This is a genomic window from Aeromonas sp. HMWF016, assembly GCF_963878195.1.
GTDB classification, from domain to species: domain Bacteria; phylum Pseudomonadota; class Gammaproteobacteria; order Enterobacterales; family Aeromonadaceae; genus Aeromonas; species Aeromonas lacus.
On the sequence record NZ_CAWNWX010000069.1, the window covers coordinates 6,723 to 30,102 of the forward strand.

Consider the following 23,380-nt stretch of genomic DNA (forward strand, 5'->3'; position numbering starts at 1 on the left):
GGGCGTTGAGTCTGGCGGCGCTGCGCCATCTGGTGTTTGACGAGGCGGACCGGATGCTCGATATGGGCTTTATGGACGAGATCAAAGCCCTGCTTAAACAGATCCCGGCGGATCGCCAGACCCTGCTGTTTTCCGCCACCTGCGACGACAACCTGTTTGCCTTGAGCAAGGTGCTGCTGCGCGACCCGGCGCTTATCGAGGTGGCACCACGCAACACCACGGCAGCCGAGGTCGAGCAGCGGGTTTATACCGTGGATGGCGATCGCAAGCTGGCGCTGGTCGAACACATGCTGAAAGTGAAGGGCTGGGCACCTGCCCTCATCTTCAGCCGCACCCGGCAAGGGGCCGACAAATTGGCCCAGCAGCTTGGCAAGGCGGGCATCAATGCGCTGGCCTTCCACGGCGATCTGTCGCAAAGCGCGCGGGAAAAAGTGCTGCTGGAGTTTCGCGCCGGCACCCTGCAGGCGCTGGTCGCCACCGACGTGGCAGCCCGCGGCCTCGACATCACGGATCTCAACTACGTGATTAACCTCGAATTCCCCTTTGTGGCAGAGGATTACGTCCACCGTATCGGTCGCACCGGCCGCGCTGGCAACAAGGGGCTCGCCATCACCCTGTTCAGTCCGGAAGATGCGCCGCTGTTGGAGAAGGTGGAAGCGGTGCTCGACACCCGTTTGCCCCAGCAGTGGTTTCCCGGTTTTGAGCCGGATCTCACCCGCTTCGAGCCCGAGCCGCGTCGCAACAGCAAGGCGGCCCAGAAGCAGCGCGCCAGAAAGCAGGCGCTCTCTGGCAATAAAGGGATCAAGGGGAAGCGCTAACCTCCGCCAATCCTTGCAACCCAATCCTTGCAAACCCATCCCTGCAAACCGGAACAAGCCCCTGCGCGGCCGGTTTTTCCGCCGTGCAGGGGCGCAGCGGCAAACCGGCTCACTATAAGCAGAATTTATGGGTTGTCCCGAAATGACCCAACTTTAGCTTATACCTCCCCTCCCAAGGCCCATCTGACGGCCAAGAGCCAAATCCAGGCCGCCAGAATCCATAAAAAGAGCACGCCCGACCGGGCGTGCTCTTTTTCTCAGGCGGTTCACTCCGACCGCTTGCTCCAGCCATTGTCACGCCAGCCAACAGGTGCTGCCGAACCTAGGGCGCTGCCGCCAGCTCGGGTGGCAGGGTACGCAAAATCTGCCGCTCCGCCAGGGTCGAGAGGATAAACATCACCATATAGCCGAGGCCCAGCGCCACGATAATCGCCACCACGTTGGCGGTGAACTCGGCCACCAGATAGTAGGCGGCGACCAGCGCCACTATACCCGCCAGCCGGATCAGCAGGCTCTGGGTAAAGTAACCGTGGGCCTTGATATAGGCGAGCTGATAGCCGTTGAGCATCATAAAGATGAAGAAGATGGAGAAGTGGAACAGCACCGGCACCGCCCCCACGTAGTCGGCGGGGAAGAACAACAGCACCAGCGGCTTGCCCGCCAGCAGCATCAAGCCAAAGAAGGGCAGACTGACGATGGCGGAGAGACGGAAGATCCAGCTGCGGATCATCCTGATCTGGCGGTGATCGCCGTTACGCAGATTGACCGCCAGCTCCGGCAGCACAAAGCGGTAGATGGGGAAGACAAACAAGGTGGTCATGTAGGTGAAGATGGGGCGCACCACCACCTGAAAATCCCCCAGCTCGTCGAGGCTGAAGTGGCGGATGGTGAGCAGCACTGTGATGTAAATCATCAGGATGCTGGCCCCCGCCTCCAGCGAGGCGGTAAAGCTCTTCTTCACATAGCTCACCATCTCGGGGCCGAGCGCCACCTTGGCGAGCGGCCTGGTGGCGATGGCCCGGCGCCGCGAAACATACATATAACCGGCGATGGCGAGCGACGAGAAGGTCAGCCCGTAGAAGAGCGAGGCAAGCGCATCCATCCCCAGCCCGAAATAGCAGGCCATAAACAGCAGGCCGTTGGCCAGCGGCTCTAGCCAGGTGACCCGGTTGGAGAGCGCATACATCCGGTACATGGCCACCAGATTGGTGAAGTAGACCTTGAGCCCCAGCCCGAAGATGACCCCCACCAGTTGCAGATACTCCACCCGGATATGGAGCCCGTGCTTGATATAGGGGATCACCGCCCCCCAGGTGAGCAGCACAATGCCGATGAGGAAGTAGCGAAAGATATTGATGATGTCCCGATCGTTTTTGGTCTGGGAGTAGCTCACCACCATGGAGGAGCGAAAACCTGTCATCAGGATAAAGGAGAGGGAGATGAGATCCACCACGCTGTTGAACAGCGCCAGCTCCCCCTTGGCGACCCACTGCGCCAGCCACACCTTGAAGGCGAAGCCGATAACGATGCTGACCAGCGAGGCCCACATCCCGGTGATAAACGCCTGCTTGAGGCGTGCAAGAGAGGCGTATTGCATAACGAAAATTTATGGTTTTCCGGGGAATGACTAAACGCCATCTTATGAAAGCCCACCCGCCTTGAACAGCCTTAATCCCGGGCACTCACAGCAACCAAGAGCAAAACGCCCGATCCCGGGCGTTTTGTTGTTCACCACTTTTTCATTGCCCGCCGATTGCCCTGCACCACCCCATCTCCACAAGGCCAGCCAAGACCAAATAACCACCAGCAATTAATCAAAAAATCAATTTGATGCAATTGATGGATTTGGCATCCATCAATACCCCTTTTATAGTAGGGGGGCTAAAGCGGCCTCAATCGCTCCCTCCCCACTCATTCCGGACAGGAATCTTATGAAAAAACTCACTCTCGCCCAGCTCGCCGCACTCGTGACCGTGCTGCTGGCTATCCTCTGCTGGCAACTGCCAGCACCGGCCGGACTGGCACCGGCGGCCTACCACACCGCCATTCTGTTTATCGCCACCATACTGGTCATCGTCACCAACATAGCGCCGACCGGCTATATCGCCATCCTCTCCCTCGGGCTCTACGCCGTGCTCCATGCCGGCGGCGAAGCGACCCCCAAGGCGGCCATAGAAGGGGCGCTGGTCGATTTCAACCACCCGCTGATCTGGCTTATCGTCATCGCCTTCATGATTGCCAGCGCCTTTGCCAAGACCGGCCTTGGCAAGCGGATCGCCCTGCTGCTGCTCAGCCGCTTCGGCCAGTCCACCCTGCGCTCCGCCTACTGTCTGGCGGTTGCCGACTTTATTCTGGCCCCCGCCACCCCGAGCAACACGGCCCGCGCCGCCATCGTCGCCCCCATTGCCGACTCGCTGGCCAAGACCATCAACAAGGATGACCGCAAGCTGGGCCAGTTCCTGCTCTCCAGCGTCAGCGCCATGAACGACGCCTCGGCGGTCGCCTTCAGCACCGGCTTTGCCGGCAATCTGGCGCTGGTCGGCATTGCCGCCAGCGTCGCCGGGCTGACGGTCGGCTTTCGCGAATGGGCGCTCTATCTGCTGCCGCCCGCCATCGGTCTGCTGCTGATCATGCCGCTGGTGCTCTATATGGTGATCCGCCCCGAGACCCGCGACACGCCGGATGCCCCCCGCTTCGCCCGCGAGGAGCTGGCCAAAATGGGCCCCCTCTCCCGCCATGAGAAGAGCCTGCTCGGGGTCTTTGTCGGTCTGGTGGTGCTCTGGGTTGGCGGCAGCAATCTGGGGCTGGATGCCACCACGGTCGCCTTTCTCGGTCTGGCCGCCCTGCTGCTGCTCGGCGTGCTGAACTGGAACGATGTGAAGGGCAACAGCGCCGCCTTCGATACCCTGATCTGGTTCAGCGTGCTGATGGGGATGGCCGACAACCTGAAGCGGGTCGGCTTTACCGGCTGGCTGGGGGATGAACTCTCGGGCTTTATGCACAGCACCCTCGGCGGGCTCGGCACCATTCCCATGCTGCTGGTGGTGATGGGGCTCTACCTCTTTACCTCCTACGCTTTCGCCTCGGCCACCGCCAAGGTGGTGGCGCTGGCGCCGGTGATTGCCGGGGCCCTGCTGGCGGTCGGCGTACCTGCCGAGCTCGCCATCTTCAGCATCGCCGCCATCACCAACGTCGGCTGCAACCTCGCCACCTACTCCCACGCCCGCATCCCGCTGCTGATGGGGATGGGCTATCACACCAGCGCGGAGTGGATGCGCATCGGTCTGGTGATCGCCATAGTGGGCTTTGCCGTGGTGATGAGCATCGGCCTCACCTGGTGGCAGTGGCTGATCTGATAACAAAAGGGCCCGTAACGGGCCCTTTTGCATAGATGGTGTGCAGCGTTCTATACCGGCGCTGCGCTTGCCACAAGCTGCGGCGTTTTTAAAAACAGCGCGGGTCAGCTCTGCGGCGCCGCCTTGATAAGCGCCTCGTAGTGCTCAATCAGCTCGGGGCCGTGCAGCGGCGAGTCGTGACCGCCAATCACTGTCTTGATCGGCAGCTTCATCGCCTTGAGCCGCTCGATGGTCTGCGGATACTCCTTCACATTGGCAAAGCTCAGGTTGCCCAGCTTCTCCTTGAGGATGCAGTTGCCATAGAGCACCTGCTCGTCGGGGAAGTAGACAAAGATGCCGTCCGGCGTGTGGGCCGGGCCCGCGTAGAAGGCGCGCACCTTGCCCTCTTGCAGCTTGAAGTCACCATCGTGTACCACGTTTGGCAGCACCAGCGGCAAATCCGGGTACTCCGGCAGCCCCTTGCGGGTAAAGGCGACAATCTCGGCCCAGTCGCTCTTCATCAGATCCCGGGTCTGGCGCGTCGCCACCACCTTGGCCCCGATGGACTTCCAGTAGGCGTTACCGCCCGCCCGATCGGTGTGGTAGTTGGTGTTGATCACCTCCAGCACCGGCTTGCTGCTGACCCGTTTAATGAGCTTGTGCAGCTCGCGGGCGGTATCCGGCGTCCAGGTCGCCCCCACCACCGTCACCCCCTTGGCCCCGAAATAGACCATGGAGTTCTCTTTGACGTAGTAGTTGTCCTCCACCACATAGACAGGGCCGCTCACCTGCTTGAGCTCGATCCCCGCCGCCCGCACGCTGCCGCCCCAGAAACTCGCCATCAGCACCACGGCCCCGGCCAATCCGCACTTCATCCAACCTTTCATCATCTTGCTCCCTCGAACCAACCGCCCCCTCGCCACCCCTGTGGCAAGCCGGGCCTTTTAAGCAGTGGGCAGAAGATACGGGGGATTTGTGAGGGGAAAATGAGGTTGTGTGAAGTCTGGGTGAAGTCAGGGAAAATCAGCAGTGACCTCCTATTCGCGATCGTCCGAATACGCTTCGCTATTCGAACCTACAGCCCTTACACCAAACACCTTGTCCTTTAAGAAAAGTCGGAGTATTGTTTAAGAAAACAAAGGTCTTGTTGAGGAAAACATACATGACATCGCACAAAGATCGAGGAGATACTATTCGCCGACAAATATTACGGGATGTCAAACATCATCCACGTGATATTGTTAAACATATCGCAAATATATTTTCAATCACACCACAAGCCGTAAGCAGGCATATAAATAAGCTTGAGCATGATGGATACCTCGTATCTTCAGGAGTAGGCAAGGGTAAAAACTATAGCCTAGGAGATATACGAAACAATAGTGTAATATTTGAAATTACAAATGAGCTAGCAGAGGATAAAATATGGCGCGAGCATTTTGCATACATTTTTGATGGTCTTGCTGAAAACATTAAAGACATTTGTCATTACGGTTTTACTGAGATATTGAATAATGCAATAGATCATTCTGATGGTAACAATGTATTTATTTATGTATCTCGAGAGGCTAATGATATTAAAATATTAATAGCTGATGATGGTGAGGGAATATTCAAAAGGATAAAGAGACTTTTCAACCTAAGTGATGAAAGACAATCCTTGCTTGAATTATCAAAAGGGAAACTTACTACTGATCCCGACAACCACTCAGGGGAAGGCATATTCTTCACATCTAGGGCATTTGATAAATTCACTATCGATTCACTAGGTGTAAGGTTCTCTCATGATGGAGAGCATCCTTATGATTTTATACATGAAATTGAATGCAGTCACAATGATAAGATTAGTACGCTTGTCGTTATGCAAATCTCTAGAAGCAGCGAGACAACCATTAAAGAAATTTTTGATAAATTTACTGACAGTAAAGATAGCTACCGATTTGATAAAACAGTCATCCCTGTAAGACTTGCCTTATATGAAAATGAAAAACTGATATCTCGCTCTCAGGCAAAGCGATTACTAACTAGAATAGAACGTTTTAATAATGTTGTTTTTGATTTTGAAGGTGTTCCCTCGATTGGGCAAGCATTTGCAGATGAAGTATTTAGAGTATATGCCAATAAAAACCCACACATTACTATGGCAACATGTAATATGACCGAAGAAGTTGCTAATATGGTGAATAGGGCAAAAAACAACAACTAAATAACATGGTGTATTTCACTGAATTTACAGATAGCAGATAGTTTTTTTATCGAGCCAAAGCCCTCGATTATCTATCGCCTGTCAGTGAGGTATTTACATATAGAACACCAGAAAAAACCACTGCCTAAGCAGTGGTTTTTTGTTATCGCTGGGCGACCTCAATACATTTTCCGACTAACTGTCATCACCCCAACGGCGGCGTGCGTGGCGGTACCATACGCTTGCTGCCGGTGGACTCGAAGGCCGAGGCGAAGCGCAGCAGGTTGTTGTCGTCATAGGCGCGACCGGCGAAGGTCAGCCCCACCGGCATACCGATATCGGCCATGACGCCCATGGGGACGGTGACGGTCGGCACGCCGAGATGGCGAATGGCGAGGTTGCCGTTGGCAACCCAGATGCCGTTGCTCCAGGCGATATCGGCGGAGGCCGGATTCACATCCGCATCAGCCGGGGCGACGTCGGCGACGGTGGGGAACAGCACGGCGTCGAGCTTGAGCCCGTCCATCCAATCTTCCAAGTCCAGCTTGCGGGTCTTTTCCAGAGCGCGCAGGCCGTCCGGCACTGTGGGGATCTCGTCAAAGCGCTTGATGCCGCGCTTGGCCATATTGACGTACTCGTCCATGCCCGCCGCCAGATCGCCCTCGCGGTTCGGCAAGGTGCCCGGATCGTGGGGGAAGATCTTCGGCCCATCGACATCTTCAAGTTTGTTCAACTTGGGATCGCCGTTGGCGCGCAGGAAGTCGTCGAACGCCCAGCCGGAGAGCTCCCACAGCTCGTCGTTGAGAAACTCCGGGCTCACGATGCCGCGATTGAACACGGTCGGCGCGCCGGGTCGGTCCCCTTCGCAGTTGGATACCAGCGGGAAGTCCACTTCGATGACTTCCGCGCCCGCGGCTTCCAGCGCCTGACGGGCCTGCTCCCACAGGGCAATCACGGTCTGGCGGGTATGGATGCGCTGACCGGTCGGGCCGCCGATGCCGGGGTTTTCGCTGGTGCCAGCCAGTTCATCCTTGTTGATAAACATGCGCGGCACGCCGAGGCGCTTGCCCTTGAGGGCATCGGCTTTGGCAGCCAGCTCCAGATAGGAAGCCGGACGCACTTCGGAGGCCTTGGGCAGTTGCACCCAGGGCTGCAGGCGCCACAGATCGCCACGGGTATCGGCATCATCGGCCACCACCACATCCAGCACTTCCAGCAGATCGTTCATGGTGCGGGCATAGGGCACCACCACATCCATGGTCGGGGTCAGCGGCCAGTTGCCGCGCACCGAGATGACGCCACGGGACGGGGTGTAGGCACACAGACCGTTGTTGGAAGCCGGGCCACGGCCGCTCGACCAGGTCTCTTCCGCCAGACCAAAGGCGGAGAAGCTGGCGGCGGTGGCGGTACCGGCGCCGTTGGAGGAGCCGGAGGCAAACGGCGCGGTCAGGTAGTCGGCGTTGTAGGGGCTCTCGGCACGGCCATAGACACCGCGCTGCATACCGCCATTGGCCATCGGCGGCATATTGGTTTTGCCAAGGCAGATGGCACCGGCGGCGCGCAGCCGCTCAACGGTAAAGGCATCGCGCTGGGCCACCAGATCCTTGAAGGCCGGGCTGCCGGAGGCGGCGGTCAGCCCCTTGACCAGATAGCTGTCTTTGGCGGTGTAGGGGATGCCATCGAGCGGGCTCAGGGTCTCGCCACGGGCGCGGCGGGCATCAGAAGCCTCGGCCTCTTTCAGCGCATCGGGATTGGCGACCACCACGGCGTTGAGTTTGGTGGCAGTCTCGGGGCCGTTGTAGGCCTCGATCCGGGCCAGATAGGCCTTGACCAGTTCGACCGCTGTGGTGCGGCCTGATTCGAGCGCGGCACGCAGCTCGGCAATGGAAACCTCGGTCACTTCGATCATGGGGATCTCCTGTAAAAGGGTGACTGTTTGTCATGATGATCGCCGCATCAACGCCGGCGCTCATCACACCATCAAGAGAGAAAACCCCACTGAGTGGGGTTTTGAATACCAACCTCAGCTGGCGTAAACCGGTTTACGACCCGTCGCGAGAGGCCGTCAGCAAGGTGAAGAGCAGCACAGGAACCGGAGCGTATAAACATACGTGAGGCTTCCGAGCAGCACATGAGCCTTGATCACGGCTTCGCAGCAGGATCGTCATCCGGTTCTTATTTGCCGGAGGGGATCTGCTGGGTAATGCAGTGGATATTGCCACCGCCCAGCAGGATCTCGCGGGCCGGCACGCCGACCACGGTGTGCTCCGGGAAGATCTCTTCCAGAATGCGCTGGGCTTCACCATCAGTGGCGACATCCAGCAGCGGATAGACGATGCGATCGTTGGTGATAAGGAAGTTCACATAGGAACCGGCCAGACGGCCTTCTGCCTCGCGCGGCACACCGGTACCGCTCTCGACACCGGCAGACTCCTCTTCAGTGCAGAACAGCGGGCCCGGCTGGGGCAGCTTCCACACTTTCAGCTTGCGCCCCTTGGCATCAACCGCCGCCTCCAGCACCTTGAGGGCGGCCACGGAGCGGGCGTACTGGGGATCGTTCTGGTCGTCAGTCCAGTGCAGGGCCACTTCACCCGGACGCACGAAGCAGCACATGTTGTCGATGTGGCCGTCGGTTTCGTCCATGTAGACGCCTTCGTCCAGCCAGATAAAGCTGGTAACGCCCAGATAGTCGCGCAGGTAAGCCTCGATCTGCTCTTTGGTCAGGTGCGGGTTGCGGTTTTCGTTGAGCAGGCACTCGGCGGTGGTCAGGCAGGTGCCTTCGCCATCGACGTGGATGGAGCCCCCTTCCAGAATCAGCGGCGCATCGTAGCGAGCCATCTCGTGCTGAGTCAGCATCTGGGCAGCCACTTCTTCATCCTGATTCCACGGGTAGTAGAGACCGCCCTTGTGACCGCCCCAGGCGTTGAAGCCCCAATCCACGCCACGGCACTCGCCGGCAGCGTTGGTGACAATGGTCGGGCCGGTATCGCGGGCCCAGCAGTCATCGCTGTCCATTTCGACCAGAGTGACGTGGGCGGGCATGATGGCGCGAGCCTGCTCCATAAACTGGGCCGGTACCCCCATAAAGACCGGAGTCGCGCCACCGATGGCATCGGCCACCTTGGCGAAGGTCTCTTGCGCGAAGCGACCGGCTACGCGCCAGTTGTCCGGGCGAAACGGCCAGATCATCCAGACGGCCTGCTGGTGCGCCCACTCGGCGGGCATGGTGAAGCCGTCAGCGGCCGGCGTGGAGTTAATGGTCTTGATGCTCATCGCAAGGCTCCTTGCATGGATTGAGGCCCCGTTTACGCCCGATGCGGCGCGGGAACCCGGAAAAATAAGAGTGGGTCGCAGATTAAGACGTTGCGCCCCCATCCATCAAATGAATAGGATGGATTGTCCCATAAACACGGCGAATAATCCCCCCATGAAACTGCACCAGCTCGACCTCAATCTGCTGCTCGCCTTTGACGCCCTGATGACGCAGGGCAGCGTCACTCGCGCCGCCGAAGCGCTCTTTATCAGCCAGCCCGCTATGAGCCACTCGCTTAACCGGCTGCGCACCTTTCTTGGCGACCCGCTTTTGGTGCGCACGCCGCAGGGGATGCTGCCGACCCCGCGCGCCCAGCGGCTGCATCTCGGGGTGCAGCAGGCGCTGCGGCTGCTGGAGCAGCAACTCACCGAGGAAGAAGAGTTCGAGCCGAGCCAGTCGAAACGGCGCTTCGTGCTCTGCACCACAGATTACGTGGAGTGCGTGCTGATCCCGCCGCTTATTCAGCGGCTCAGACGACTGGCGCCGGGGGTCACCATCGAGATCCGCATCCTGCGCGACACCCTGCCCGAAGCCGAGCTGGCGAGCGGCGAGATCGATCTGGTGCTGGGGTTTGACGAGTACATGCAGGTGCCGGGGTATCTCGGCAAGGAGACCTGGCTCACCGAGCCGCTGGCCGGGCTGGTGCGCGCCGATCTGCCGATTGCCAAATCCGCCCCCGCCGGGGCTGAGGATGACCCCTCCCAATGGCAGGAGCGCATCACCTTGCAGCAGCTCATCGCCATGCCCCATGTGTTCCACTCGCCGCTGGGCACCTCGGAAGCGAGCCTCGACCGCTATCTGAAGAGTCAGGGCTTTAGCCGCACCATCTCGGTCAACAGCCAGAGCTATATGTCCGCCGCCGCCATCGTCAGCCAGAGCGATCACCTGCTGGTGCTGCCCAGCATGGTGGCCGAGCTGCTCGCCACTCACTGGCCGCTGAAAAGCCTGCCGCTGCCCGAAGATGTGCCCGACTACCACCTCAACTGCGTCTGGCACCCCGTGCATGCCCAGCAACCCGCACTGGTATGGCTCAAGGATTTGATGAAAGAGCTGGTGGGGCCGAGGTAAACACTCTTGCCTCCGAAATTGGATGGGATCACCAACCGACCCAGTGAAAAGCACTTGCTGACGGAGCATTTGGCCCAAACCGAACCTCGATCAATTCCCTCTCCCTTTGGGAGAGGGCTAGGGTGAGGGCGGCTCCCTCCCCCTCATCCCCAACCCTTCTCCCGCAAGGGGAGAAGGGAGCTGATCCAGTACAATCGGCAACATCACGGGTAACCAACTAGTAGGGCAATGCCCATCAACTCAGCATCTCGTCAGCTCGTCAGCTCGTCAGCTCGTCAGCTCGTCAGCTCGTCAGCTCGTCAGCTCGTCAGCTCGTCATTACCAATGACCAGCTATGGCCCATTGTGGTCAACCAAATATCAACAGCACCTCGATCAGTTCCCTCTCCCTCCGGGAGAGGGTTAGGGTGAGGGCGGCTCCCTCCCCCTCATCCCCAACCCTTCTCCCGCAAGGGGAGAAGGGAGCTGTTACGCGACAACTTGCTGCATCGCGGACAACCAATCAGCCAGACGATTCCCAGCACATTCAATAATTTATCGCCAAATACATATCACCAAATCCAGCTGACCCAGCTCGAATACGGCAATAAGCACAGTGCTGATCAGCCCAGTCCCGACAGCACCTCGATCTGTTCCCTCTCCCTCCGGGAGAGGGCTAGGGTGAGGGGACGCAATATCCAACCGGTAACCATGATGGGAAGCTGGCTATATCTATAGAGCGACACAGAGCAGGGGCAATTTATGGAGAGCAACCTCTTTGCCAAGCGACTGAGACGGGATGCCACGCTGGCAGAGCAGAAGCTGTGGCAACAGTTGCGCAATCGCCGTCTGGCGGGTGTGAAATTTCGCCGCCAAATGCCAATTGGCCCCTATGTGGTGGATTTCATCTGCCTTGAACAGGGATTGGTCATCGAAGTGGATGGCTCGCAACATGGCGAGCAAGTGAACCAAATACATGACGAAGCTCGAGCGGCCTATCTCAATCAGCAGGGATTTCGGGTGATCCGAGTGTGGAATAACGATGTGCTGGGCGGGCTCAATGCAGTGCTGGATTTTATCCGGCTCTCATTACGCCAGACTGATTGACCCCTTCTCCCACCCATTCAACAAGTGAAAACGGGAGGAGGGGAAACACAATTCTATAGCTAACTTACGCCCGCAGGGCCCGTATCAGCTGGGCGACCACGTCGTCGAGCAGGGGGCGATCGGGACGGCACTGGGCGAAGGTGATAAGGCCCTGCAGGTTGATCAGCAGCAGAGCCGTCAGGGTGCGAATATCCCGATCCGGCGCCAGTTCACCGCACTGCTGCGCCTGTGCCAGCAGATCCGCCAGCTCCTGCTCCAGCTCGCCGTAGATCCCCTTGACCCGCTGGGTCAGCTCTTCATCCTGTTCGCTCAGCTCCATCATGGTGCGGGTCACCAGACAGGTGCCGCAGAGCGCCTCGGTCACTACCTGATCGAGATAGGCAGCCAGACCCGCCAGCGGGCTCGGGTTGTCGAGCAGGGAGCGGCGCAGGGCTCGCTTGCTCTCCACGTAGTGATCGACGGCCGCCAGCAGCAGGCCACGCTTGTTGCCAAAGGCGCCGTAGATGCTGCCCGGGTGCAGGCCGGTAGCGGCCACCAGCTCTTGCATGGTGGTCTTGGCGTACCCCTTGGCGCGAAACGCCTCCATGGCATTTCGTAGCACCTCGTCACGATCAAACTCGGCAATGCGCATGGCTCCTCCCGTCGGAAATGGTTCGTTGCCACGACACAAAAAGAGCCGCTGGCAACGCGCGCTGGAAAAGGTCGGCAAGTGTACCCCACTCGCAGGTCGGGGCCAACCATCTTGAACGCACATTCAAAAAAGACTTGCATCGGAACAAAAAAACGTCTTGAATGCACGTTCAAGAATAACCCGTTCAGGACAACCTATCATGAATACCCTGTTTCAGCCGTATCGACTCAATGACACTCTGACCCTGGCCAACCGTTTCATGATGGCCCCGCTCACCCGCTGCATGGCAGGCCCAGGTCTGGTGCCGACCGAGCAGATGGCTGCCTATTACGGCCGCCGCGCCGACATCGGCCTGATTGTTTCCGAGGCCGTCATCATCCGCCCCGATGCGCAGGGCTACCCCAATACTCCGGGCCTCTTCACCCAGGCTCAGATCGATGGCTGGAAGAAAGTGACCAGCGCCGTGCACGCCAAGGGTGGCAAGATCTTCGCCCAGCTGTGGCACGTCGGTCGCCTCTCCCACCCCTTCTTCCATCAGGCGGAAGTGCTGGCTCCCTCTGCCGTGGCGCACGAGGGTACAGTGCCGCGCATGCGCGAGCTGACCTATCAGGTGCCGCGCGCCCTGACCGAGGCGGAAATCGCCCAGCTGGTGCAGGATTACGCGACTGCCGGTGCCAACGCCATCGAGGCGGGCTTTGACGGGGTGGAGATCCACGGTGCCAACGGCTACCTGATCGACCAGTTCCTGCACCACTCCACCAACCTGCGCAGCGACAACTACGGCGGCTGCCCGGAAAATATGAGCCGCTTCGCGCTGGAAGTGGTCGATGCCATCAGCGCCCGGATCGGCGGTGATCGGGTTGGTATTCGCCTCTCCCCGGGTGCCTATGTCCATCTGGCGGGCAGCCCGGAAGATCGCGCCGTGTTCGACTACCTGCTGGGCAAGCTCAATGATCGCCCGCTGGCCTATATCCACCTCGGCATCTTCGATGACAACCTCACCTTCGATTATCTGGGTGGCCGCGCCTCCGACTATCTGCGCGCCCACTACAAGGGCAATCTTGTGGGTGTGGGCAACTACGACGCCGAGCGCGCCGCCGCGGCCATCGAGGCCAACCGCTTCGATCTGGTGGCTATCGGTCGTCCGCTTATCGCCAACCCGGACTACCTCACCAAGGTGAAGAAGGGCGAAGCGCTGGTGCCCTACGCTGATACCATGCTGGCTGAGCTGGTCTAACCGCATCGGTATCGCCAAACGACAGGCAATAAAAAACGAGGGGAGCAGTTGCTCCCCTCGTGCTATCTGGCTGGCGTTACAGCCCCGATGCGGTTATTCCGCTGATCAGTTGCTTCTGGACTCAGTTTGTTCTAAACAGGGCCTCGATGGAGAGCCCCTGGCTCAACAGGATCTCCCGCAGACGACGCAGCCCCTCGACCTGGATCTGGCGTACCCGCTCGCGGGTCAGACCAATCTCGGCCCCCACATCCTCAAGGGTGGCAGGCTCGTAGCCCAGCAGGCCGAACCGGCGAGCCAGCACTTCCCGCTGCTTGGGATTGAGCTCCTCCAGCCAGTGCACAATGCTGGCGCGCATGTCGTCATCCTGAGATTCCAGCTCAGGCCCCATGCCGCGCTCGTCGGAGAGCACATCCAGCAGCGCCTTGTCGCGATCGCCACCGATGGGGGTATCCACCGAGGTGATCTTCTCGTTGAGCTTGAGCATACGGTTCACGTCATCCACCGAACGATCGAGCGCATGGGCGATATCTTCGGCGGTCGGCTCGTGATCGAGACGGTGAGAGAGCTCACGCGCGGTGCGCAGGTAAACGTTTAACTCCTTGACCACATGAATGGGCAGACGGATGGTACGGGTCTGGTTCATGATGGCCCGCTCGATGGTCTGGCGGATCCACCAAGTGGCATAGGTAGAGAAACGGAAGCCGCGCTCGGGGTCGAACTTCTCGACCGCACGGATAAGACCGAGGTTGCCCTCTTCGATAAGATCCAGCAGCACCAAGCCGCGGTTGTTGTAACGACGGGCGATTTTGACCACCAGTCGCAGGTTGGACTCGATCATGCGCTTGCGGGCTGCTTTGTCACCCCGCAAGGCACGACGGGCGTAATAGACTTCTTCTTCGGCTGTGAGGAGGGGGGAGAAGCCAATCTCCCCCAGATAGAGCTGGGTGGCATCCATCACCTTGTTCAGTTCCGGTGCCAGCAATTCATCGGAGATGGTCTCTTCCGCCTCGGCGGCCACCTCCTCCAGCTCTTCTACCTCTTCGTGAGACTCGGGGTCAGCGTCAAACTCTAACTCTGCATCCTGCATTACCAGTTGTTCTTGGCTCATGGTGTGTCTCCCTGACGTTACCAGAGTAAGACGGTCTCTCTGGGGTTAACGCTTTGGCAAATAGCTCATCGGATTGATCGACTTGCCTCTGTACCGGATTTCGAAATGCAATCGCACATCCGGCGCGTCCGTGCTGCCCATGTTGGCAATGACCGAGCCCCCCTTGACGCTGTCCCCTTCCTTCACCCGCAACTCGTCGTTGTGTGCGTAGGCGGAGAGATAGTCATCATCATGCTTGAGGATGATCAGCTTGCCGTACCCCCTTAAAGCACTGCCAGCGTATACGACCTTACCACTGCTGGCGGCGTAGACGGGTTGCCCCTTCTGGCCGGCTATGTCGATACCCTTGTTACCCTGTTCTGCAACAGAGAACCCCTCGACGATCCGGCCTTTTGCGGGCCAGTGCCAGGAGAGTCTCGACTGGGAGTTGTCTGTTTTTTGTTCTTTGACCTGAGCGTATTCCTTCGGTGCCTCCGCAGCAACGGATTTCTGCGAGATGAATGGCGTGGTCTGACCAGATCCACTCGGTTCTGCCAATGGACGTGGCCCGCTGCTGGGTCGAGTGGTGGTGGTCTGCACCGGAACCGGTGTCACCGGGCGGGTTGCAGCCACCATCTGGGTGCTGTTGCCACCGGCAGACTGAACGTTGAGCACCTGACCCGGCTGCAGGGCGTAGGGGGCACTCAGGCTGTTGCTCTGGGCCAGCGCCTGCGGCGTCATGCCGAACTGGCGGCCGATGCTGCTCAGGGTATCGCCGCGACGCACCTCATAGGTGCCGGAACTGCGGCTGCTACTCACGCTGGCGCTGGAGCCATCGAGTCGCAAGCGCTGCCCCGGATAGATGTTGTAGGGCGGGCTGATGTTGTTGAGGCTGGCCAGCGACGGCACGTCGTTGCCGGAGTTGAAGGCGATGGAGTAGAGGGTATCACCCCGCTTCACCACGTAGCTGTTGCCCTGAATGGGGGCACTGACCTGAGCGCCGCCCTGACGGGTCGGGATGGTCGAGACAAAGGGACCATCACCCAGCCCCTCAACCGGAGCGGCATTTTTACTGGAGGAACAGGCAAGCAGCAGCCATGAAAGAACGACGACACTGCTTCCCTGCCAAATACGCGAACGCATAGCGGATCCTTAACGACTAAACCAGAAATAGGCCACGACGGCCAGACCAATACAGAGCCAACCGAGCACATCTACGTAGTGCATCAGTTTGCGTTCCATCTTCTCGCCACCCCAGCGCATCAAACCTGCCACCAGGAAAAAGCGCAAACCGCGGCCGATGAGGGAGGTGATGATGAAGGGCAACAGAGCCATTTGCAACAGCCCTGCCGTCACGGTAAAGACCTTGTAGGGGATCGGGGTGAAACTGGCGATAAAGATGACCCAGATACCCCACTGCTCGAACCAGTGGCGGGCGATGGCGATCTTGCCCTCATAACCGACGGAAGCCACCAGCGGCTGCACCACCGGATCCCACAGGGCGTAGCCAAGGGCATAGCCAAACAGCGCGCCCAGCACCGAGAAGACGGTGGCCAGCGTGGCGTAGTGCCACGCCTTGTGCGGCTTGCCGAGCGCCATCGGCGCCAGCATCACGTCAACCGGGATGGGCCAGAAGACCGATTCGATAAAGGCGGTGATGGAGAGATACCAGGGGGCGTATTTGTGGCGCGCCCACTGCATTACCAGTACATACAAACGGGAAAACAACTTCACTCAACATCTCCGTCGATCAGGGGAACAAAACGCACCGGTTCCAGAATTCGGCTGGTCAGCTGGGAGCCGGAGCGTTCAATCAGTTGCAGGGTCTGCTGGCTATCGCCCACCGGCAATACCAGCCGACCGCCATCGGCCAGCTGATCGGTGAGCGCCGTCGGGATCTCGCTCGCCGCCGCCGTCACCAGAATGGCGTCATAAGGCCCCTTGTTGGGCCATCCCAGCCAGCCGTTACCGTGCTTGGCCGAGACATTGTGCAGATCGAGCTGGCGCAGCCGGCGTCTTGCCTGGAACTGCAGCGACTTGATCCGCTCCACGGTATAAACGTGCTCCACCAGATGGGCGAGGATCGCCGTCTGGTAACCGGAGCCAGTGCCAATCTCCAGCACGTGGGCCGGATCATTTTGCATCAGCAGCTCGGTCATTCGCGCCACCATGTAGGGCTGCGAAATGGTCTGGCCATGGCCAATGGGCAAGGCGGTGTTGTCCCACGCCTTGTGGGCCATGGCCTCATCCACGAATAGCTGGCGCGGCACTTTCGCGATGGTCGCCAGTACGCGAAAATCGCGAATATCCTGCGCAATGAGCTGATTTAACAGGCGCTGTACTATCACACCCTCATCCCTGCAGATCTAACCAGGCCCCCAGACCAGCGAGACTGTCATAGGCAGTCATGTCAATGGTCAGGGGAGTTATCGAGACATAACCCTGCTCGATGGCAGCAAAGTCGGTTCCTTCTCCTGCATCCTGCTTGTCGCCGGGAGGGCCAATCCAGTAGATGGGCTGACCGCGGGGGTCCTCGGTGCGGATCACCGACTCCGCCCGATGGCGATTGCCAAGGCGGGTCACTCTGATCCCCCGGATCTGCTCAAGCGGCAGGTCAGGCACGTTCACATTGAGGATCTGATCCGCTGGCAGGGGGTGCTTCATCAACCCCTTCACCAGCAGGGCCGCATAGTGGGCCGCCGTGGCGAAATGGGTTTTGCCCACCAGTGAGATGGCGAGGGAGGGATAGCCAAGGTGGCGCCCTTCAGTCGCAGCCGCCACCGTGCCGGAGTAGATGACATCATCCCCCAGATTGGCACCGTGGTTGATACCGGCCACCACCATGTCAGGCTCGGGGCGCACCAGCTCGTTGACCGCGAGGTGGACGCAGTCAGTCGGCGTCCCCTTCACCGCATGATAACCGGTTTCGCTGATGCGGGTGACCCGCAGCGGCACCTCCAGCGTCAGGGAGTGACTCGCGCCGCTGCGGTTGCGATCCGGTGCCACCACCACGACCTCACCGCAGGCGCGCAACGCCTCGCTGAGGGCACGGATGCCCTCGGCATGCACACCATCGTCATTACTGACCAGAATTCGCATCGGTTTGATTCCTGAAACCGTGATCGGCCTCTTCGGCCTGCATTAACTCGCGCACCACGCTGGTGGCAAAGGCGCCCGCCGGCAGGAAGAAGGAGAGAGTCAGCACCTCACCCTCCAGTTGCCAGCTCATCTGCTCCGGCTTGAGCAGCAGCGGGCGGCGATCCTGATCCAGCCCCGCTTTCTCCAGTCCGTCACACCAGTCGCTGTAAGCCGCCAGCACGCCCTGCTCGAACTCGGCCGCCGCACCCTGGCTGGCCAGCCGGCCACGACCCCATTGGGGCGCGGTGAGCTGCACGTCACCGGAGGCGAGACGCGCCTCCAGCTCGGGGGTCACGTTCTCTTCGCTGAAGATGGAGTGGCTACCCTTGAGCATCACGCAATCCCCGGCCAGCAGCTGGTGAGCCAGCCCCTGCTCGATACGGGCGCTGACGATGGCATTGAACAGCATGCTGCGCGCGGCGGAGAGGTAGAGAGAGCGCTTGTTGCGATCCTTGATCCGCTTGCCGGCAAACATCGCCTTGGCCGCTTCCAGGTTGTTCCCTTCACGGCCGAAACGCTGCTCGCCGTAGTAGTTGGGCACGCCCTGAGCGGCGATGGCCTGCAGGCGGAGCTCCAGCCCGTCGGCCTGCTCCAGACCGGTGAGGCGCAGGGTAAAGTGGTTGCCCTTGAGATAGCCGACCCGCAGCTTCTTGTTGTGGCGCTTCACTTCCAGGATCCAGATGCTGTCGCTCTCGATGACGGAGAGATCCGGCTCGGCCTTGCCCGGCAGGTGGATACCGAACCACTGCTCGGTCACTGCGTGGCGATCTTTCAGGCCCGCCCAGGTCACCGCATTGCGGTTGACCCCGGCGGCATCGGCCAGCAGGCCGGCCACCCAGGCCGTATTCTCGCCGGTTTTACGCACCCGGACGAAGATGTGCTCCCCTTCCCCACAGGGTTCAAACCCGAGATCTTCGTTGACCACGAAGTCGGCGGCCTCGGCCTTGAGGATACCGCGGGCGGTGGGCGCACCGTGCAGGTAGGCAAGTTGTTCCAGCATTATTGTTTCACCAGTAAGACGACGGCTTCGGTGGCGATCCCTTCCTTGCGCCCCGTAAAGCCAAGCTGTTCGGTGGTGGTCGCCTTGACGTTCACCCGGTTCAAATCACATTGCAGATCGGCAGCCAGCACGGCGCACATGGCGTCGATGTGAGGCGCCATCTTGGGCGCCTGAGCGATGATGGTCACATCCAGATTGCCGATGGCATACCCTGCGCGCTGCACGCGGGCAAAGACATCGCGCAGCAGGATACGGCTGTCGATACCCTTGAATTCGGCGGCGGTATCGGGGAAGTGGCGACCGATGTCACCGGCACCGATGGCGCCCAGCAGGGCATCGCTCACCGCGTGCAGCACCACGTCACCATCGGAGTGGGCGATCAGTCCCTGCTCGTAGGGAACCGGCACCCCGCCCAGCATGCAGGGACCAACCCCGCCAAATTTGTGTACGTCAAAACCATGTCCAATCCGGATCATGCTCGCTCCTTGTTCGGCCTGTTGGTTCAGACCTCTTTGTTCTGATAGGTGGGCTTATGCCTGCTGGCTTAAAAACAGTCCCGCCAGAGAGAGATCCTCCGGCCGGGTCACCTTGATATTGTCGGCGCGCCCCTCCACCATCCGCACCGCAAAACCGGCGCGCTCCATGGCGGAGGCCTCATCGGTAATGGTGGCACCCAACGCCAACCCCTCTTCCAGCGCCCGTCTGAGGGGGCCGGTGGGGAACATCTGCGGCGTCAGGGCATGCCAGAGCTGCTCGCGCTCGACGGTGGCAATGATATTGCCAGCCGCATCGGAGCGCTTCATGGTATCGCGCACCCGGCTGCCGAGGATGGCGCCGCCGCTCGTCATGGCGGTGGCAATCAGGGCATCGAGATCGCCGTGGGTCAGACAGGGGCGGGCCGCATCGTGCACCAGCACCCACTCCCCTTGCGCCACATGGAGGGCGTTGAGGACGGAAAAGGCGCGCTCGGCGCCCCCCTCGACCCGCAGGATCCGCTCATCCTGCGCCACCGGAAGGGTGTCAAACCAGCGGTCATGGGGAGCCAGCGCCACGATCACCTGCGCGATGGCGGGGTGTGTGAGCAGCCGCTCCAGGGTGTGCTCGAGAATGGTCTTGCCCGCCAGCTGCAGATACTGCTTGGGGCACTCGGCCCCCATCCGGCTGCCAATGCCAGCGGCCGGCACGATCGCCGTCAGGGCGGGTGTGCGGCTCGCATCAGTCATCGTAAGGGGCATCCGCTGGCTCATTCTCTTTTTCTTTCTCTTTGGGGATGATCCGGTAGAAGGTCTCGCCCTGCTTGATGTAGCCCAGATCGTTGCGCGACAGCTCCTCGATGGCCTCAAGGCCAGAGGTGAGATCATCGATCTCGCGATAAATCAGGTCGTTGCGATCCTTGAGGCTCTGGTTGTCCCGCTGCTGCTGCGAGATGGCCTCCGACAAACTCTGGTAGTCGGACAGCCCGTTCTTCCCAAGCCAGAAGTCATATTGCAGACCTCCCAGCAGGAGGATCAGGATCAGGGTGAATAGGCGCATGCTCTAGGTCTCCTTCAAGCGGCCTAGTGTCCCATATTCGGTGCAAAGACAAAAGAAAGCCAATAGCCCGAAGGGGCCGGGCAAGCAGAAAAAAGTGCCCAAAGGTGAGTCAGATAGCGCAAAACCCCGCCAAACCGGCGCAAGGATTGACCAGTGTGGTCAAGATGCGCCGGGGCGGGGTTGATTGTCAGAATGGAGGTGCCGCTATCAGTTGACGGCGACCGGCTCCCCTTCCAGCTCGGCCGGGGTGTTGTACTCCTCCTCGGCCTCGCGGAAACGCTCCAGCATGGTTTTCGAAGGAGCTTCTCCCAGCAGACTGCCCGCTACAATCGCGATACAGGCAAACAGGAAGCCCGGGATGATTTCATACAACCCCAGCCAGCCGAACTGCTTCCAGACGATGACGGTGATGGCGCCCACCAGCATGCCGGCCAGCGTGCCGTTGCGGGTCATTCGCGGCCAGAGCACGGAGAGCAGCACCACAGGGCCGAACGCGGCACCAAAACCGGCCCAGGCGTAACTCACCAGCCCGAGCACCCGGTTCTCCGGATTCATGGCAACGGCGATGGCGATCAGGGCGATGACCAACACCATCAGCCGCCCTACCCACACCAGCTCGCGCTGGGAGGCGTTCTTGCGCAGGAACGGCTTGTAGAGATCCTCGGTGATGGCGCTGGAGCAGACCAGCAGCTGACAGCTCAGGGTACTCATCACCGCCGCCAGAATGGCCGAGAGCAGCACGCCGGCGATCCAGGGGTTGAACAGGATCTTGGAGAGCTCGATAAAGACCCGCTCCGGGTTGCCGGTGACACCGCCCGCCACTTCCGGGAAGCGGGCGAAGTAGGCCAGGCCGAAGAAGCCGATGGCCACCGCACCGCCAAGGCAGAAGATCATCCAGGTCATGCTGATGCGACGGGCATTGGCCATGGAGTGGTGGGAATCCGCCGCCATGAAGCGGGCCAGAATGTGCGGCTGACCGAAGTAGCCGAGCCCCCACGCCATCAGGGAGATGATGGCAATAACGTCCAGATTCTTGAACATGTCGAGGTTGCTGGCGCTCTTGGCGGCCACCTCGATCATGGCGCTGTCTACCCCGCCTACGGCGATGATGACGAAGACAGGGGTCAGGATCAGGGCGAAGATCATCAGGGTCGCCTGCACCGTATCGGTCCAGCTCACCGCGAGGAAGCCGCCGAAGAAGGTGTAGGTGATGGTGGCGGCCGCACCGACCCAGAGGGCGGTGTTGTAATCCATGCCGAAGGTGCTCTCGAACAGGCGGGCACCGGCCACCACGCCGGAGGCGCAGTAGATGGTGAAGAAGAGCAGGATCACCAGCGCCGAGAGGATGCGCAGCACCTTGCTGTGATCTTCGAAGCGGTAGGTGAAGTAGTCCGGCAGGGTCAGGGCGTTGCGGTTCTTCTCGGTATGAACACGCAGGCGGCCCGCCACCCAACGCCAGTTGAGGTAGGCACCGATGACCAAACCGATGGCGATCCAGCTCTCGGAGATGCCGCTGATGAAGATGGCGCCCGGCAAGCCCATCAGCAGCCATCCGCTCATGTCGGAGGCGCCGGCGGAGAGGGCGGTGACCCAGCTCCCCATCCGGCGGCCGCCCAGAATGTAGTCATCAAAGTTGCGGGTGGCGCGATAGGCAACAAAGCCGATCAGTACCATCCCGAGGATGTACACCAGAAAGGTGATTAACATGGGTGTGCTGGCTGTCATGCAAAACTCCGTTTTATTTCATCTTTTACCCGCTCTGATGACGGGCTCGTCCCTAAAAACCGGCCTAGCTTAATCACCCATCCCTATCGGCTCAACCTCTTTATTAACAAACAGAAAACACATTAAAAACCTTTGCGCAGCAAATCATCTCTACATCAAGGAGATAGAGCCGAATTTCATTTTCCGTCCTGGCGAGAGATCAGAGCTCTTGTCGCTGCTATTGAGCGTTTTATCTTCACATTTTGTTACTATCGAGCTTTTTACATCCTCCCCGTCCCCTCCTACACTCGCCGCCCTGAATCCAACGAACCGGGGCCACGCCTATGTCCTCTCATCTGTCACAACTGCGTACCCTTGCCCGCCGTCTCCATCCAGTAGAGGAGTCGGGCCATCTCATCAGACGAGCCAAATTCGTTGGCCGCCTCTGGCTGCATCCGGGCGCCCGCGCCCTCTATCGCCAGCAGGAGACGCTGCCGCTGCTGGCGCAGGCGATCACCCGCTTCCCCGATATTCTGGAAAAGCCGATTCACCCCTATCGCCACAAGGGGCTGCGCAAGGGGTTGCGCGCCGGGCTCATCACCGCCCACTATCAACAGCTGGCACGGGCCCTGCCCGAAGCGCAGCAGCAGGCGATCTACAGCCAGAGCGGCTTACAGCTCGCCAGCTGGCAGAGCGACAAGCTTGCAACGCCGCTCACCCTGCAGCTCGATTACCAGACCCACATGGCCAAAGAGGGGGAGATGAGCTTGACCCTCAAGCTCGGCGAGTCGGCGCTCTACTTCATGGCCCTCAACCTGCGCTGCGAGCCGCAGCCCACGCTGGAGATCTGCTCGCTGCAAGGGGGCAAGGGGTTGAGCGAAGAGATCAAGCTGGTCACCAAGGCGTGTGGCGGCCTGCGTCCCATGTCCCTGCTGGTCTATATGGCGGCCGAACTGGCCCGTGGCCTGGGGTGTGAAACCCTACTAGGGATCCGCACTCAAAGTCACGTCTACCAGTGCAGCAAGCGCACCGCCAGCCGGGTCAAGTTCGATCTGGATGGGCTGTGGCAAGAGCATCAGGGCAACGTCATGGATGAACTCTGGATGAGCCTGCCGCTGCAGATACCACGCAAGACGCTGGAGGAGATCCCCTCCCGCAAGCGGGCCAGCTACAAGGCGCGCTACCAGCTGCTCGATCAGCTCGCCGGGGAGCTCACCGACAATCTGCGCCGCAGCTAATCCTGCCC

At 60.0% G+C, this 23,380-nt stretch carries 21 protein-coding genes and 1 pseudogene; 7 read left to right on the forward strand and 15 right to left on the reverse strand.

The features are described from left to right. A pseudogene (locus tag AACS24_RS09875) lies at positions 1 to 818 on the forward strand (DEAD/DEAH box helicase); the annotation flags it as partial. 322 nt (positions 819 to 1,140) lie between these two features. Here AACS24_RS09875 and AACS24_RS09880 read toward each other — a convergent pair. Continuing rightward, positions 1,141 to 2,415, reverse strand: a complete 1,275-nt coding sequence (locus AACS24_RS09880; RefSeq protein WP_108573450.1) for a lipopolysaccharide biosynthesis protein — start codon at positions 2,413 to 2,415, stop codon at positions 1,141 to 1,143. 334 nt (positions 2,416 to 2,749) lie between these two features. Here AACS24_RS09880 and AACS24_RS09885 point away from each other — a divergent pair, with 334 nt between their 5' ends. Further along, on the forward strand, positions 2,750 to 4,174 hold the full coding sequence (locus AACS24_RS09885; protein WP_041210173.1) for a DASS family sodium-coupled anion symporter: 1,425 nt from the start codon (positions 2,750 to 2,752) through the stop codon (positions 4,172 to 4,174). Between the two features lie 104 nt (positions 4,175 to 4,278). Here the strand turns inward: AACS24_RS09885 and cphA are convergent, their stop codons facing one another. Next, a complete protein-coding gene (gene cphA, locus AACS24_RS09890; protein ID WP_108573452.1) occupies positions 4,279 to 5,043 on the reverse strand; it encodes a CphA family subclass B2 metallo-beta-lactamase in 765 nt (254 codons plus the stop codon). A gap of 272 nt (positions 5,044 to 5,315) precedes the next feature. Between cphA and AACS24_RS09895 the strand changes: the two genes are divergently transcribed. Beyond that, positions 5,316 to 6,359, forward strand: coding sequence for an STAS-like domain-containing protein (locus tag AACS24_RS09895; RefSeq protein WP_108573454.1), 1,044 nt, complete (start codon positions 5,316 to 5,318; stop codon positions 6,357 to 6,359). A gap of 184 nt (positions 6,360 to 6,543) precedes the next feature. Here the strand turns inward: AACS24_RS09895 and AACS24_RS09900 are convergent, their stop codons facing one another. Further along, complete coding sequence (locus AACS24_RS09900) at positions 6,544 to 8,247, reverse strand: amidase (protein WP_108573456.1); 1,704 nt, start codon at positions 8,245 to 8,247, stop codon at positions 6,544 to 6,546. Between the two features lie 266 nt (positions 8,248 to 8,513). Beyond that, the gene (gene aguA / locus AACS24_RS09905; protein WP_108573458.1) at positions 8,514 to 9,611 is read right to left on the reverse strand and encodes an agmatine deiminase; all 1,098 of its coding nucleotides are present in this window, start codon (positions 9,609 to 9,611) and stop codon (positions 8,514 to 8,516) included. Between the two features lie 154 nt (positions 9,612 to 9,765). Between aguA and AACS24_RS09910 the strand changes: the two genes are divergently transcribed. Then, positions 9,766 to 10,719 (forward strand): LysR family transcriptional regulator, encoded by a 954-nt coding sequence (locus tag AACS24_RS09910; RefSeq protein ID WP_033115874.1) that lies wholly within the window; start codon positions 9,766 to 9,768, stop codon positions 10,717 to 10,719. A 740-nt stretch (positions 10,720 to 11,459) separates the two neighbouring features. Beyond that, entirely contained in the window at positions 11,460 to 11,804 is a 345-nt protein-coding gene (locus AACS24_RS09915; protein ID WP_108573460.1) for an endonuclease domain-containing protein, read from the forward strand. 64 nt (positions 11,805 to 11,868) lie between these two features. Here AACS24_RS09915 and AACS24_RS09920 read toward each other — a convergent pair whose 3' ends face one another. Further along, on the reverse strand, positions 11,869 to 12,435 hold the full coding sequence (locus AACS24_RS09920; RefSeq protein ID WP_108573462.1) for a TetR/AcrR family transcriptional regulator: 567 nt from the start codon (positions 12,433 to 12,435) through the stop codon (positions 11,869 to 11,871). A 199-nt stretch (positions 12,436 to 12,634) separates the two neighbouring features. Here AACS24_RS09920 and AACS24_RS09925 point away from each other — a divergent pair, with 199 nt between their 5' ends. Beyond that, positions 12,635 to 13,672, forward strand: coding sequence for an alkene reductase (locus tag AACS24_RS09925; protein ID WP_181364363.1), 1,038 nt, complete (start codon positions 12,635 to 12,637; stop codon positions 13,670 to 13,672). 121 nt (positions 13,673 to 13,793) lie between these two features. On the opposite strand, the gene rpoS is transcribed toward AACS24_RS09925, so the two are convergent. From rpoS to putP, 10 genes are all read right to left on the reverse strand, one after another. Further along, entirely contained in the window at positions 13,794 to 14,780 is a 987-nt protein-coding gene (gene rpoS, locus AACS24_RS09930) for an RNA polymerase sigma factor RpoS (RefSeq protein WP_108573465.1), read from the reverse strand. A gap of 45 nt (positions 14,781 to 14,825) precedes the next feature. Then, positions 14,826 to 15,902: a peptidoglycan DD-metalloendopeptidase family protein gene (locus AACS24_RS09935; protein WP_033113778.1), complete on the reverse strand. Its 1,077-nt coding sequence runs from the start codon at positions 15,900 to 15,902 to the stop codon at positions 14,826 to 14,828. Positions 15,903 to 15,911: 9 nt separating this feature from the next. Beyond that, positions 15,912 to 16,493 carry a YqaA family protein gene (locus tag AACS24_RS09940; RefSeq protein WP_033113777.1) on the reverse strand — a complete coding sequence of 194 codons (582 nt, stop codon included), beginning with the start codon at positions 16,491 to 16,493 and terminating at the stop codon, positions 15,912 to 15,914. Next, entirely contained in the window at positions 16,490 to 17,107 is a 618-nt protein-coding gene (locus AACS24_RS09945) for a protein-L-isoaspartate(D-aspartate) O-methyltransferase (protein WP_033113776.1), read from the reverse strand. Before AACS24_RS09945 ends, AACS24_RS09940 begins: the two co-directional genes overlap by 4 nt. A 4-nt stretch (positions 17,108 to 17,111) precedes the next feature. Beyond that, a complete protein-coding gene (gene surE, locus AACS24_RS09950) occupies positions 17,112 to 17,858 on the reverse strand; it encodes a 5'/3'-nucleotidase SurE (RefSeq protein ID WP_041210183.1) in 747 nt (248 codons plus the stop codon). Continuing rightward, positions 17,839 to 18,897: a tRNA pseudouridine(13) synthase TruD gene (truD, locus tag AACS24_RS09955; protein ID WP_108573467.1), complete on the reverse strand. Its 1,059-nt coding sequence runs from the start codon at positions 18,895 to 18,897 to the stop codon at positions 17,839 to 17,841. Before truD ends, surE begins: the two co-directional genes overlap by 20 nt. Further along, on the reverse strand, positions 18,897 to 19,373 hold the full coding sequence (gene ispF, locus AACS24_RS09960) for a 2-C-methyl-D-erythritol 2,4-cyclodiphosphate synthase (protein ID WP_033113773.1): 477 nt from the start codon (positions 19,371 to 19,373) through the stop codon (positions 18,897 to 18,899). Before ispF ends, truD begins: the two co-directional genes overlap by 1 nt. A gap of 54 nt (positions 19,374 to 19,427) precedes the next feature. Beyond that, entirely contained in the window at positions 19,428 to 20,120 is a 693-nt protein-coding gene (ispD, locus tag AACS24_RS09965) for a 2-C-methyl-D-erythritol 4-phosphate cytidylyltransferase (protein ID WP_108573469.1), read from the reverse strand. Beyond that, a complete protein-coding gene (ftsB, locus tag AACS24_RS09970; protein ID WP_033113771.1) occupies positions 20,113 to 20,430 on the reverse strand; it encodes a cell division protein FtsB in 318 nt (105 codons plus the stop codon). Before ftsB ends, ispD begins: the two co-directional genes overlap by 8 nt. 207 nt (positions 20,431 to 20,637) lie before the next feature. Beyond that, entirely contained in the window at positions 20,638 to 22,155 is a 1,518-nt protein-coding gene (putP, locus tag AACS24_RS09975; RefSeq protein WP_108573471.1) for a sodium/proline symporter PutP, read from the reverse strand. 323 nt (positions 22,156 to 22,478) lie between these two features. Here putP and AACS24_RS09980 point away from each other — a divergent pair, with 323 nt between their 5' ends. Beyond that, entirely contained in the window at positions 22,479 to 23,372 is an 894-nt protein-coding gene (locus AACS24_RS09980; RefSeq protein WP_108573473.1) for a VirK/YbjX family protein, read from the forward strand. The last annotated feature ends 8 nt before the right edge of the window (positions 23,373 to 23,380 follow it).

Coding starts and splice junctions, on each gene's coding strand:
- AACS24_RS09880 (WP_108573450.1), bottom strand. CDS start 2,415: ATGCAATACGCCTCTCTTGCACGCCTCAAGCAGGCGTTTATCACCGGG.
- AACS24_RS09885 (WP_041210173.1), top strand. CDS start 2,750: ATGAAAAAACTCACTCTCGCCCAGCTCGCCGCACTCGTGACCGTGCTG.
- cphA (WP_108573452.1), bottom strand. CDS start 5,043: ATGATGAAAGGTTGGATGAAGTGCGGATTGGCCGGGGCCGTGGTGCTG.
- AACS24_RS09895 (WP_108573454.1), top strand. CDS start 5,316: ATGACATCGCACAAAGATCGAGGAGATACTATTCGCCGACAAATATTA.
- AACS24_RS09900 (WP_108573456.1), bottom strand. CDS start 8,247: ATGATCGAAGTGACCGAGGTTTCCATTGCCGAGCTGCGTGCCGCGCTC.
- aguA (WP_108573458.1), bottom strand. CDS start 9,611: ATGAGCATCAAGACCATTAACTCCACGCCGGCCGCTGACGGCTTCACC.
- AACS24_RS09910 (WP_033115874.1), top strand. CDS start 9,766: ATGAAACTGCACCAGCTCGACCTCAATCTGCTGCTCGCCTTTGACGCC.
- AACS24_RS09915 (WP_108573460.1), top strand. CDS start 11,460: ATGGAGAGCAACCTCTTTGCCAAGCGACTGAGACGGGATGCCACGCTG.
- AACS24_RS09920 (WP_108573462.1), bottom strand. CDS start 12,435: ATGCGCATTGCCGAGTTTGATCGTGACGAGGTGCTACGAAATGCCATG.
- AACS24_RS09925 (WP_181364363.1), top strand. CDS start 12,635: ATGAATACCCTGTTTCAGCCGTATCGACTCAATGACACTCTGACCCTG.
- rpoS (WP_108573465.1), bottom strand. CDS start 14,780: ATGAGCCAAGAACAACTGGTAATGCAGGATGCAGAGTTAGAGTTTGAC.
- AACS24_RS09935 (WP_033113778.1), bottom strand. CDS start 15,902: ATGCGTTCGCGTATTTGGCAGGGAAGCAGTGTCGTCGTTCTTTCATGG.
- surE (WP_041210183.1), bottom strand. CDS start 17,858: ATGCGAATTCTGGTCAGTAATGACGATGGTGTGCATGCCGAGGGCATC.
- truD (WP_108573467.1), bottom strand. CDS start 18,897: ATGCTGGAACAACTTGCCTACCTGCACGGTGCGCCCACCGCCCGCGGT.
- ispF (WP_033113773.1), bottom strand. CDS start 19,373: ATGATCCGGATTGGACATGGTTTTGACGTACACAAATTTGGCGGGGTT.
- ispD (WP_108573469.1), bottom strand. CDS start 20,120: ATGACTGATGCGAGCCGCACACCCGCCCTGACGGCGATCGTGCCGGCC.
- ftsB (WP_033113771.1), bottom strand. CDS start 20,430: ATGCGCCTATTCACCCTGATCCTGATCCTCCTGCTGGGAGGTCTGCAA.
- putP (WP_108573471.1), bottom strand. CDS start 22,155: ATGACAGCCAGCACACCCATGTTAATCACCTTTCTGGTGTACATCCTC.
- AACS24_RS09980 (WP_108573473.1), top strand. CDS start 22,479: ATGTCCTCTCATCTGTCACAACTGCGTACCCTTGCCCGCCGTCTCCAT.